The organism is Sediminicola sp. YIK13 (assembly GCF_001430825.1).
In the GTDB taxonomy this organism is placed as follows: domain Bacteria; phylum Bacteroidota; class Bacteroidia; order Flavobacteriales; family Flavobacteriaceae; genus Sediminicola.
In genome coordinates, this window is the sequence record NZ_CP010535.1 from 516,877 (window position 1) to 529,512 (window position 12,636).

The 12,636-nt window shown below is 29.4% G+C and carries 10 protein-coding genes; all 10 read right to left on the reverse strand.

What is annotated here, in order from left to right:
• Positions 1–62: 62 nt before the first annotated feature.
• The 10 genes from SB49_RS02375 to SB49_RS02420 all read right to left on the reverse strand — a co-directional run bounded on the left by SB49_RS02375 (position 63) and on the right by SB49_RS02420 (position 12,219).
• A complete protein-coding gene (locus tag SB49_RS02375) occupies positions 63–1,328 on the reverse strand; it encodes a GNAT family N-acetyltransferase (protein ID WP_062053497.1) in 1,266 nt (421 codons plus the stop codon).
• A gap of 6 nt (positions 1,329–1,334) precedes the next feature.
• A complete protein-coding gene (locus SB49_RS02380) occupies positions 1,335–2,360 on the reverse strand; it encodes a peptidoglycan bridge formation glycyltransferase FemA/FemB family protein (protein WP_062053499.1) in 1,026 nt (341 codons plus the stop codon).
• Positions 2,361–2,513: 153 nt separating this feature from the next.
• Positions 2,514–3,164, reverse strand: a complete 651-nt coding sequence (locus tag SB49_RS02385) for an acetyltransferase (protein ID WP_200960641.1) — start codon at positions 3,162–3,164, stop codon at positions 2,514–2,516.
• 80 nt (positions 3,165–3,244) lie between these two features.
• Positions 3,245–3,850, reverse strand: a complete 606-nt coding sequence (locus tag SB49_RS02390; RefSeq protein WP_062053501.1) for a sugar transferase — start codon at positions 3,848–3,850, stop codon at positions 3,245–3,247.
• A 235-nt stretch (positions 3,851–4,085) separates the two neighbouring features.
• Positions 4,086–5,267 (reverse strand): glycosyltransferase family 4 protein, encoded by a 1,182-nt coding sequence (locus SB49_RS02395; protein WP_062053503.1) that lies wholly within the window; start codon positions 5,265–5,267, stop codon positions 4,086–4,088.
• A gap of 56 nt (positions 5,268–5,323) precedes the next feature.
• A complete protein-coding gene (locus tag SB49_RS02400; protein WP_062053505.1) occupies positions 5,324–6,454 on the reverse strand; it encodes a glycosyltransferase family 4 protein in 1,131 nt (376 codons plus the stop codon).
• Positions 6,455–6,530: 76 nt separating this feature from the next.
• Positions 6,531–7,628 (reverse strand): glycosyltransferase, encoded by a 1,098-nt coding sequence (locus SB49_RS02405; protein WP_062053507.1) that lies wholly within the window; start codon positions 7,626–7,628, stop codon positions 6,531–6,533.
• A 4-nt stretch (positions 7,629–7,632) separates the two neighbouring features.
• Positions 7,633–9,081, reverse strand: a complete 1,449-nt coding sequence (locus tag SB49_RS02410; protein ID WP_062053509.1) for a lipopolysaccharide biosynthesis protein — start codon at positions 9,079–9,081, stop codon at positions 7,633–7,635.
• A 28-nt stretch (positions 9,082–9,109) separates the two neighbouring features.
• Positions 9,110–10,300, reverse strand: coding sequence for an O-antigen ligase family protein (locus SB49_RS02415; protein WP_062053511.1), 1,191 nt, complete (start codon positions 10,298–10,300; stop codon positions 9,110–9,112).
• 179 nt (positions 10,301–10,479) lie between these two features.
• Positions 10,480–12,219: a hypothetical protein gene (locus tag SB49_RS02420; RefSeq protein ID WP_145758346.1), complete on the reverse strand. Its 1,740-nt coding sequence runs from the start codon at positions 12,217–12,219 to the stop codon at positions 10,480–10,482.
• Positions 12,220–12,636 lie beyond the last annotated feature (417 nt).

Below are 12,636 nucleotides of genomic sequence, written 5' to 3' on the forward strand. Positions count from 1 at the left end.
ATTTCTATAGCTTGAGGAAGATTCTTGCTTTTTCTCCAACAAGTATACTTAATAAAGCCAGTTTATTTTGAACGTGTTATGGAAGTGATTGTTGCTTTTCGATTGACTGTTTTACCTTTAATGATATATTGTAAATAGTCATTTTTAACCTGTTGTACTTTAATGTGTTTCAGTTGTTCATTCGTAAGGTACAAAAAATCAAAGACTAATGTGGTTAAAAAGGTATATGGGGGCTTCTTGAAATCAATATCAACTAATTCCAGCTGGTTCAACTCCTGTTGTATCTCGGAGAACTGATAAGTTGGTTTTGTGGGAACTTCAGCCTTATTCTTTTCTAATAGGAACCTTAGCTTATGAAGTTTTTCGTTTACATTTTTATCGCGCAGCTTTTGCTTTAAGGAGAAAAACGCAAATATGCACCAAGAAATAATCTTCGCCTTAAGTAAATTAGAATCGTGATAAACGTGATATTCGAAATGGTATTCTTCATTGGCCCATCTTTTCTTGTAATCGAAATAGCCCTTGGAGAAATCAAAGACTTTTATGTTATGCTCCAAACTCCACTCTATTAGTTTCATTATGGTTACAGAGCCCAGATGAAATTTCTCGTAATCAATATCAAATACGGTAATGGCATCAAAAAGAATAGTTTCAGAGAAATAACAAAGGGTAACTCCAATAGGAGTAATTCCTTCATAGATAACAAAAAGGCTCGCTTTCTTTTCAAGGATCAAAGGATAGGCTACCTCATGATAGAAATTCCATTCTTTCGTATCCAGGTTGTTATTGGTAATCCCTTTGTCTAAAAATCGTTTTTCCAATAAAATTTTAAAATGATCAAAAACACTGTCATACTTCTCTTTTGAAATATCCCCAAGGAACATTTTATAAGAGATTTCAAATGACTCTTCCAGTCTTTTTTTGTATTTGTTGAGTTTATATCTGGAACTCTTACTAAAACTCGAAGACATATAATGCCCAAGGTCGGTATACTTGTCCAAATGAATCAAAAAACCCGGATATTGCTTAATTTTTCGTAATTGTAACGAACCATTTAATGTAGTAAAGTCTAAGTCAAAAAAAGTAGGAACATCATAAATCAACAACACTTTATTCTTTAAATCCACCTGTTCATTTTGATGGATAGAATATGAAACTCCTTTGGTATGTGTCTGTCCTGTGTTAACAAATACTAATGGAAACCAGCTTTTTACAAACGAAATTCCTTCTATGCTTTTAAATACAATAGGCGAACTGTTCTTGCCAAAATGCCTAAGCCATATATTTGAAAAGGTCTTCGAAGTAAAAGGATTGGAAGTAATGCGCACAACAGTTTAATTTAGATCTATAGATCGGTATAATGGAAAATAATTGGTTTCAGAATCGATGTTTTTTTCCAAAGACAATTGATCATAAACTTCTTGATTTACGATGACCTTCCAAAGGTTAAAATCCTTAAAATCCTTAGAAAATCCCGATTTAAAATGAAATAATGAATCTTCTTTGTTGCCTACGCCACCTCCAAGGTTAAAAAAGGTGCTATTTTCTTGGGATGCAATAATCCGCATCTCATCTATCAAAAGTTTAACGGGATAGTGATCTAACTTATCTTCATCCGTACCAGACAAATGGTATTGTACAATCTGGTTGGTGGTTATAAACATGGCACCCGCTATAATGGTATTGGATTCTCTATCTGTAGCCAGTAATAATCGGGTATTGAAATCACTTGAATTTAAAAGATCAAAAAAATATTTTTCTTCAAAGAAGTAATACTTTTTGGCATTCACCCTTTCCATATTCTTATAATACAAATCTATGTAGGCAAGGACTTCTTCCTTGGTTTCTGCCAATTTAATATTGCATAGTCTTCTTGCTTTATTTATATGGGTTCTTAGTCTTTTGTGATAGGCCTTTAGTTGTTCATCAAGCTGTAGGGTTAGATCTATATTGACAACCTTGCTAAGAGTGGAAATCTGTCCTAAATGTTGAATACAATGATGTTGGTTAAAAATAAATGGGTTTAATCTAGAAAATATGGAAATAATATTCTGAGCGGATAAATATCTTTTAAATTCTGTAATAAAATTTGAATTATTAAAATGTATATCAATGTTTTTAGATATAGGACCAGGGTAGCCATATACAGAAGTTAAATCATAGTAGTAACTATCATCAATTCGACGCAATAAAAATGGAATTGCAATAATTTTATTATTTTCGGAATACTTTATTAAAATAGCTTCATCTTCTTCATTTTTTGTTATATGATGATAATCATAAGTGTGGTATAAATCATAAGAATCCAAACTATCAAGAAGTGAATTCCAATCCTCCTTATTATTTATTATTTCAATCATTGAGTGTCTTTTAGACTGATATAATTTAGTATTTATCATTTAAGTTCTTTGCCTTTCCATTAACAAATAGAAAATAGTCAAAAAGTTTGATATAATTAAAACTTTAAATCATTTAAATTATTACAAAACAGAAATTTATTTTAATATATTTTTTTATTTCTTTAAGGTTTTCGATCTGCGTTTAATTATACGTCCAGGGTTACCAACAACAGTACAATAATCAGGAACATCTCTTATTATCACAGTGCCTGCACCAATAACACACCACTTGCCAACTTTAACGTTAGGTATTACAACAGCCGCAGATCCGATCTGAGTGCCTTCCATGATTTCAACGTTTCCACATAAAGTGACATTTGGAGAAATATGTACAAAGTCGCCAATAATGTTATCGTGATCAACACTAGCACATGTGTTTATAATTACATGTTTCCCAATTTTAGTATTTGGTTGAATTACGGCTCCGGCAAAAACCACGGTTCCTTCATCTATAATAGCATTACTAGCAATAATAGCTGAACTATGAAATGCTTGCCCAAACTCACTACTTAACATTTGTGCAATTTCTGATCTAATTAGGTTATTTCCTATGGCTATAATGATAGGGGGCCCATTATGAGGAAATTGATCCATATTTTGTCTTGCTCCATGTGTGATTTCAGAATTGTATCTATCATTGGTTTCAATATTATCATCGAAAATTTTAGAAATTTCAAAACCATTTAGAAGCAAAACTTCCTTTACAACTTTAGAATGTCCACCTGCTCCATAAATCCTGATATGTTTAGATGTTTTCTTATTCATTTATTAGATTATAAAATTTCTTAAAAAAATAATTACTAAGCCCCTAATAATTTACAATTAAAATTTTAAATCAACTAATCTTAATTGTTACCTATAAACTCAGCCATGTTAAGATTGTCTGAACTGTTAACACCTTCCTTAATTAGAACTTTTTTAATGGTTAGTAGGAGTATTTTAAGGTCTAAAAAAAAGCTAATATGAGTAACATAATAAATATCTAAGTTAAATTTTTGTTCCCATGATATAGCATTTCTACCATTTACTTGTGCCCAACCAGTTATTCCAGGTTTTAAATCGTGTCTCCGAAGTTGATATTCGTTATAGAGCGGTAAATACTTAGTTAATAATGGCCTTGGACCAATTAAACTCATATCTCCTTTTAAAACGTTTATTAGTTGAGGTAACTCATCTAAGGAATACTTTCTAATAATAATCCCCAATTTTGTAATTCTCTTTTCATATGGCAATAAATTACCATCACTATCCATGTTGTCATTCATGGTTTTAAACTTAATAATCTTAAACAATTTACCATTTTTACCGGGCCTCTGCTGTAAAAAAAATGGTTTTCCATTGTTATAGAATAATAAATACAATGTGATAATAGCTGTTATTGGGAATGTTAGAACAAGTCCTGTTACTGAGGATACAAGATCGAAAAATCGTTTAATATATTTATAATTCATGTCTCAAAGTTACCAGTATCTAATATAGAAATAAATAATAATGGTTGAAAGGCAATTTTCAAGGATAAAAAATGATACTGTATACAGTATTACAAAATTAAAGGAGGATAACCTTTAAATGCTATATTTTTAGGGTGATTTAGTTTTTATAGAAGCTTTTATTTATATCAAGTAATGCTACTATTTTTTTTACCTTTTAAAAATTAAACATTTACAACACATAGGATAATAAAATTTATAATGTACTAGCAATTAATTTTGCATACTGATCACATAATATGGATTTATCGAAAGTATTTTCTGCTAATTTTCTAGAATTTACACCCATTATATCACACAATTCAGGATTATTTTTCAAATTAATAATTTGATTGGATAATTCAATAGGAATCTCAGGGTTAACATAAACTCCGCAATTGTATTTTTCTACCATATCCTTTGTCCATCCAGGGGAGTTGACAATTATTGGCTTCCCTGCTGATAATGAATCAAATAGTTTGTTAGGTGAATTAGTTGCTAGAATAGGTAAATTAGAAAATGTCACTAAGGAAATATCGCAAAAATTGACAATTTCTGACAATCGTTCCATTGGTTCACCTTTAAAAAATCTAATATTTGAAATTTCTTCATCTACACATCTTTTTTCAAGAATAGGTTTCATAGATCCAAATCCGAAAAATAAAAACTCAATATCTTTTCGATTTGACAATAATTTTGCTGCATCTAAAATATAATTCATCCCATTGGCAATACCCATTGCACCAAAATATATCACCTTAAAGGTGTTTGGATCTAATTTGAACTCCTCAATAAGTTGCTCATTTTTTTTATGTGGCCAAAATTTATCAATTTTGGACATATTAGGAATCATTGATACTTTTTCATCACCTACGCCAGTTGAAATTACTCCTTCATACATTCCAGGTGATAGTGCAACAATATGGTAAGCATTCCGATATATGGATCTTTCAAACCATTTGGTTAACTTAATGATAATTTTATTTTTGAATGCCCCCATTTGTATGGGAACCTCTGGCCATAAATCCCTTACCTCAAAAAAGTACGGTATTTTTTTTATTTTTTTACCTACAAGTGCAGGAAAGCCAACTGTTAATGGTGTTGAAGTGGCTAGTATTAAATCAAATTTATTGCTTTTTAGAACAAATAAAGTGGTGGCAAGCATGAATTTAATGAAAGCCAAAAGGCGATGTAATATGCCCATATGACTACTATATGGAATTTTCAGATAAACAACATGTATACCATCAATATTTACTTTTTTACTCTTCTTATTTGTTGTAGTTAACATGGTTACATCATGCCCATGTTTGATTAACTCTTTGCTAATCCAATAGGATCGAGTCCCCCCAGGTTGTTCAGGAGTTGTAAAATATTGATGAATATATAAGATTTTCATGGGATAAATGACTAAATGGGCTTTTTGTAAATAATTTTAAACGTGTAATTTGGCTCTTATTCTTGAACTATTGATTTGTAAATTGTATAATATTTTTTAGTAGTATTATTCCAATCAAATATAGAAAAATCAACTTTCTCTAAATGATATTCATTGTAATTATTAATAATTTTTAATAATCCAATTCCTATACTGTTAATGGAGTGGGGATCAACCGCTTCTCCAACTTTTGCTTTAAATAAGCCATCTATCCCTTGACCTTTTGAATATATTACTGGTAGTCCTTGTGAAAGTGCTTCTATGTAAACCAAACCAAAAGTTTCGCTATAAGAGGGCATTGCAAAAATATGGTTGGTCCAAAATATTTCCTTAAGTTCAGTTTTATCATATATGGGACCAATGAAATTTACAATGTGTGGATATTTATAAGAAAGAGTTTTAATTTCATTTTCTTCCTCCCCTTTTTTTCCTACAAGTGTAATTTGCAAGTCAGGTAGCTTCTTTTGTAACTCTATAACACTATAAACTAATTTTAAGACATTTTTATTCTTATCAAACCTCCCAATATAAAGTATTTTGCTAGGATTGATAGACTTCTTTTTTTTAAGGTTTTCAATCCAAATTGAATCCAATCCATTGTATATAACTTCACATTTTGACCAGATATGTTTTTTTAAGTTTTTAATATAATAATGTTTCTTAAAATTTATTTCCAAAGAATCACTAATGAAAATAATCTTTTTAGCACTGTATAAGATCTCCTTAGCTAAGGAGAAGAGATCTAATCGGTATTTTAGATAGCCGTTTAAATCGGTGCCTCTAACTGCTATTATATATGGAATATTGAATTCCTTATAAATTTTTAATGCCAGCGCACCATCAACAAATAGTGTGGTTGCGCAAATAAGATCGAAATTAGCAAGTTCAGTTTTTAATTTAAGGTCCTTATATAAGTGAGAAATTTTATCCCGGAATAAATACTTATGATATTTTTTTATGGGCTTTGATCCAATTATTTTGATGCTTGAATCTGGAAGCGAATATATATATTCATTTGAACCAAGTAATCTTATTGGGTAATATACCGTCTGTTGTATTTTTAATCCCTCTAAAGAACGATACAAGTTTCGGTGGACTTTACTTCCCAAAAAATCATTACAAATATGAAGACAATTTAATTTATTCATTGGTAATTAGTACTATTAAATATTACTTTTAATTTATCAAATTAAAATGAGGTTATAAACGTAAAATTGTGTTTATTTAATTTTTTAGGGAATTAAACAAGTTAATCCATTTTGTTGTTATTGAATGAATATTAAAATCATTAATAAACTCTTTGTTATTATTTGAAAATGAGATTCGTTTATCTTCATTGATAATTAATTCATCTATTTTGTTAGCCATTTCTATAATACGAAATGGTCTGATTAAAAATCCATTAATATTGTTTCTGATAATTTCACTCGGACCAGTAGGGATATCAAAACTTATTAATGGTAAATTGTTAGCAAGTCCTTCAATTAAGCTCATTGGAAATCCTTCATATTTAGATGTCATTACCATAAAAGAATATTGATTATAAATAGAATACAAATCATTTGATTGTCCTTTAAGAACTAACTTATCAATTAATCCATTTTGTTCAATTTTTTTTTGAATTTTATGTTCATTTTCGCCTGAACCATAAATATGCCATACATAATCTTTATGCTTTTCTAGAACAATTTTGGCCACATCAACTAGCAATTCAAAATTTTTTTGATCTGTCAAGCGACCTACACTTATAATTTTTTTTGCATTTAACTTATAGGGTAAATGTGAGTTTACTGCTCTTGGGTCAATTGGATTGTATATCTGCTTTATATTACTAGCGAAGGTCCCATGTTTGTAATTTTTTAAATCTGTTTTGGTTAAGCTTACTATTGCATTGGCAAAGATCGCTGTAAATTGTTCATTTACCTCCTTAAATTTATTGCCAGTTTTAGCTTTAAAACTTGAATGAGACCAATATACATGTTTAGTTTTTTTAAATAAGGTGCTAATTACTCCTAAAGGACCAACAAGCTGCCCGCAGCTGATCAATATTTCAATATTATTTTTGTTAATGATTTTTCTAAGGCCAAAAGCAGCCTTAGGTAGTCCTTTTTTCATTGGAATACTTTCATCTAATAGGTCATGATATATTATCTTATTATTCCATTTATAACCATATTCTTCTTTTTTTATGTAGCTAATAATGTGTATATTATATAATTCGGTTTTTTGTAGCACATTGGTTATAATTGAAACTACCCTGGAGATTCCTCCTCTTTCAGAAATTCTGGTCAATAAAAAGGCTATATTTTTTTTATTATTCATTTTTTTATTTGAATAGTGATTTTTTAATAATATTAGAGATTACTTTTTTTATTTCGATATACTCATTTACATTCATTATTTCATTTGTGATTATAAAAATAAATGATCCTACTGCTAATTGAATTAATAACATAAAAAAATTATTCAAATCAAATAGGGTTACAATAAACATAGATGAAGCAGTTAATAATGAAATAATTAAAAAGGGAAAAATATCCTTCATTTGATCCTTGATTGAATAGTCAAGAAACTTTTTAGTATAGAAACTGTTTATAAAATATTCGATGAGAGAAAAGACGACTAAACCAAACAACATTGCTTTGATACTTATTAATACTGTAATATAAATAAGGGGTATTAAAATTATTTTTTTAGCAATTTCGAGCTTAAGATTTAAATTAGAATATCCTTTAATCAATAATAGATTTAAATGTAAGATTTGCAAGGGATATAACATACCAGGGATGCACAATAATTGTAAATAAATTATTGATGAAGACCATTTCTCTCCAATTAATAATAATACCATTGGTTGGGCGATTGCTGCTATACCTAGCATAATTGTAAAATTTAAAAATATACTAAATCTTAAAAATCTCGTAAATGTTGTTTTTAATTTAATATTATCATTTTGTAAAGAAGAAAGAATGGGAAAACTGATTCTTCTTAGTGCTGCTGTAATATTTCCAGAGACAGGAGATTGAAATTGTTCTGCACGAGTATAATACCCTAATGAAATTGGGGAGAAAAACTTTCCAATGAGAACATAATAAATATTCTTATAAATGGTATTGATTAAATTTGCCATTAAAAGCTTATACCCATAATTAAACAGTTCCTTAAAGCTATTTTTCGAAAATTCTAGCGATGGGCGCCAATTATTATTGAGCCATAATAATGTTGAATTTAAAAAGGGCCTTAAAATAGAAAGTATAACTAGACTCCATATCCCATATCCCCTATATGCCATAAATATTGCAATCAGACCAGAACTAATAGAAGCTGTTATTGAAATAATTGCTTGAGTTTTAAAGTTGAGATTTCTGGATAATATACTTGTTTGAACTAAAGTAGTGGCATTAATTATTAATATAATTCCAGAATATTTAAGAATTTCAGCCAATATAGGTGTCTCGAAAAATTTGGATAATACTTCAGCTGAAAAGAATAGGATTAAATATAAAGTTGTAGAAACAAGTAAATTCGTAAAGAAAACCGTATTATAATCAGTATTGGTTACATTTATTTTTCGTATTAACGCACTACTGAATCCACCTTCGATAATAGAATTGGTTACGGCTATAAAGGCAGTTATTAATCCAATAATTCCAAAATCTTGAGGACTTAAAATACGCGCCAATATGATTCCTACTAAAAATATAGAACCTTGATTGAATATCATTTCAAATAGAGTCCAACTAAAACTGTTAATTGCTTTTAATTTCAGTGACATATTGAATTATCGAATATTTTAATTGGGATTATTTACTTTTATGAATTTCCAATTTATTTTGGATACTAATGATCATAAAAAAATACATCATAGAAAAAGTAAACTTATAAAAGGGGTAGATATTGTTGAACAAGTAAAAACAGATGAAAAATAATAGATTTATTTTTAAAACCTTGTCGTTAGGATTTAGCATTATCAAGCGCCAACATTTTATCAAAGGAATACCAAAAAGAAATAACAGTAGTATTCCTCCAAAGATACCTTGTTCGGCCAAAATTTCAACATATGAATTGTGTGAAAACTGGCCAATACCATTATGATAAATCAATTGTCCTAGCCCAACTCCAAGAAAGGGATTATTTCCAAATACTTTCAAACTTTCATAAATCAAAACCTCTCTAGAATCAACCTTAGTTCCTGTGACTTCTATTCTATTTTTGATTCTTGAATTTTCATAAATTTTGATAAACTGAATGCCAATAAAAATGAATATTGAGAAAATTAAAATCCCCCTGAATATTTTTTTTAATTTGTTGCTGGGATTTATTTTATTTATAAAAAACCAATAGCATAAATTTATAATTATTATTATAAAAATACCAGATCGAGATTGAGTTGCAAAAGAAATAATTATAAAAAGTAATGGAAGTGATATTAATAAAATCATCCATAATGTAGATTTATATTTCTGATATAAATATATTAATGAGAAGTTGGCAAAAAAACTAAAGTATGAATATGCATTGGCATTCAACAAAAAGCGATCTCGGTAATCTACTTTAGATGCAAAATTAGAAAAATTAAAATTCCCTTCATAGTACATAATTGCTATCAATAATAGTATAGATATTACATAACCAATGTGAAAATATTTGCTATAGTCTCCGTTTTTATTTAATGCTACTGGAATATATGCAGCTAATACAGCACCAAGCATACCATTAAATCCATTTATTAATGCTTCATAATTCACATAGTAGAATACGGAAAATAGGCTTGAAATAAATATTAGCAACAAAAGTATAAATTCAGTGTTGTTCTTATAAAAAGTCTTTATATCATAAAAGAACGCAAGTAGTGTAAGTGATGGGATGAGTATGGAAGTAACTAAATTTTGTCTTTTTAAATACGGGCCTAATGCAATTAGAAAAATAATTGTGCCAATTACATATAAACCAACAAAAAGGTTATTATCCTTCGATTTAAAATTTGATTGCATTTTCTTCCTTTTAACGTTTAAAGTTCATGCTGTCTTTCAAACGGAACTATTTACATTGTAAATATAGCATTTAAGGAAAGAAATAAAGATGTATAAAGAAATAGAGGTCTATCTAATTTTAGTTTATAAAAAAAAGGGGTCATATGACCCCCTTTTTTTTATAAACTAATTTGATATAATTAATTTTCTGGATAAACAGCAGATCCATCTGTAAGAAATTTTGAATTTAAGGATGCTATTCCCAAAGTTTGAGAACCATAAAATTTCAAATTACTACCTATATATTTATCCTTTATTTTATTTTGGATTTTAACGCTATACCTCCCAAGTGGAAGCCATTCATTAAGCCTTCCAGAATAGTCATATGAGCCAGATCCGTCTATTATTTTATAGAAGTTGACACCATCTGAATCTTTCCAAACAACCTGATCCAAAGTTGAAATTAGAGCGTCTATATCATTTTTGTTCCAGTACATGTTGTTTTCATATGCAGTTACCCAAAAGCTTATTATAGCCCCAGCATGTGAGGTGTCTTGTGTCCCAGAGTCATAATTTTTACCCCATTCTGAACTCCAAATATAAGCCGTTGGTACATTAGGGTTGTAATGAATTTGGTTTCTGAGATTAGATGATCTGTTAGGCATCGTGCCGAAAGAAATATTTTCAAAAACTTCATTATATTTTTGATTCCCGGTTATGATATACAATTCCATACCAATTCTAGCCCAATGTGACGCCATGTGTGTTCTACTCCTGTAAATTCCTCCATCATAATCGGCCCATTTTTCGAAAATATGCTTTTCAGTAAAATTTAAAATTGCGTCATATCTTGATTGATAACCAGATGATCTTAAATTAGGGGATTCATACATTATTCGTAAAAGTGTTGCAACATGACGGAACATAAATGCTTCCCAAAGACTCGTACCTTCTTGATAGCGTGTTGATCCATACTTGGATAAATCCGAAGGCCAACCTAAATACCCAGTATTAGTTCCACTCATAGGTTTAGCATCCTGCATGGTATTTTCAATTAATTGCAAAGCCTCATTTAAATAAGTATTATCACCAGTTGCCCTCCATATTGAGGTAAGGCCGTCTATATAATAACCTAAATAATAATATTCTTGAAAATGATTGCCACTTTTTGATTTCGTGAGGGCATCAATTTTATCAGTGGTCCATTTTGCATCAAACTTATCTTTCCAGTAAGCAACATCCGAGTTAAGGTTCAACTTCTCCTCATCTAATGGGTTTTCTTGTGGTTCTTCAGGTAGTGTCTCCTCTGCATAAGTGACCTCAATATCTTTAGAACCCAAAGGAGCCATATAGGTTACAACTAGCTTAGGTCCTTTTTTAGAGCTATTCTCTTTGGAGGCTATTGCAAAATCATTTCCCTGCCGATGGGTCAGAACTAATGAAGTTTTTTCAGATTTAACTTCTTTGTTATTTAATTTTATTATCTCAGTAGTTTCCAATTCAAAGGATTTTGATACTGAAGCCAAAAGGACATCATATTTCGGAGCAACTTCTTGGTTAAGATCTTCTTCTTTCCATGAAGTTCCAATTCCTTTGTAAATATCAATTGTTCCATTTCCCTGATCACTATGAATGGTAAATTGAAGATCTACATCTATTATTTCACCATTAACTTCATTAATTGGGGAGAGGTCGAACATTAAAAAACTAACTCTGTTATTTTCTTCCAATCTCATAATAGATTCGTTGATGCCTTTAGAACCTTGTAAATAAGCGTCTTCAACCGTTTGAAAGGTAAAAGACTTAGTTTCAAAGTTTGGATCATTCTCAGAGGATGAATCTTCTGTTGTAATTGGATCTTCCAATATAGCTTCTAGTAATAAATCGGAGTCTTTTTCACAGGATATATGAAAAAAAACGACAAAAATAAGTAGGATCAAAGATTTGATTTTTGTGGGGTAATGCATCATCATAAACTAGATTAAGGGGTTAACAGTAAAACTATTTGGGTGTAACAATATTACTTTATATTTTAAAATTTTCGTTAAAAGGATAGTTATTTTCGATGAAATACATTTCTTTTTAACAGAATTAAAATTTTTGTAAATACTTATCACTCTTTAGGTTATAGTTTTACCTTTTTCATTTAAGGTATTTTTTTAATTGATAGGGCAACTTTTGCCCGACAGAGTGTTTTACGATTTGAAAAACGTATTGGATCATGTTAAGGCGGCTTTTAACTTTTCGTTAACTATAAATTCGATGAAATGCACAAATACTTGTTGTTCTTCAGGTAATAATGCAATCTAATATATTTTTAAGAACGTATATCCTAAGGTGATTTAGAAAAAGAAAAT

Coding starts and splice junctions, on each gene's coding strand:
- SB49_RS02405 (WP_062053507.1), bottom strand. CDS start 7,628: ATGAATAATAAAAAAAATATAGCCTTTTTATTGACCAGAATTTCTGAA.
- SB49_RS02415 (WP_062053511.1), bottom strand. CDS start 10,300: ATGCAATCAAATTTTAAATCGAAGGATAATAACCTTTTTGTTGGTTTA.
- SB49_RS02395 (WP_062053503.1), bottom strand. CDS start 5,267: ATGAAAATCTTATATATTCATCAATATTTTACAACTCCTGAACAACCT.
- SB49_RS02410 (WP_062053509.1), bottom strand. CDS start 9,081: ATGTCACTGAAATTAAAAGCAATTAACAGTTTTAGTTGGACTCTATTT.
- SB49_RS02390 (WP_062053501.1), bottom strand. CDS start 3,850: ATGAATTATAAATATATTAAACGATTTTTCGATCTTGTATCCTCAGTA.
- SB49_RS02385 (WP_200960641.1), bottom strand. CDS start 3,164: ATGAATAAGAAAACATCTAAACATATCAGGATTTATGGAGCAGGTGGA.
- SB49_RS02380 (WP_062053499.1), bottom strand. CDS start 2,360: ATGATTGAAATAATAAATAATAAGGAGGATTGGAATTCACTTCTTGAT.
- SB49_RS02400 (WP_062053505.1), bottom strand. CDS start 6,454: ATGAATAAATTAAATTGTCTTCATATTTGTAATGATTTTTTGGGAAGT.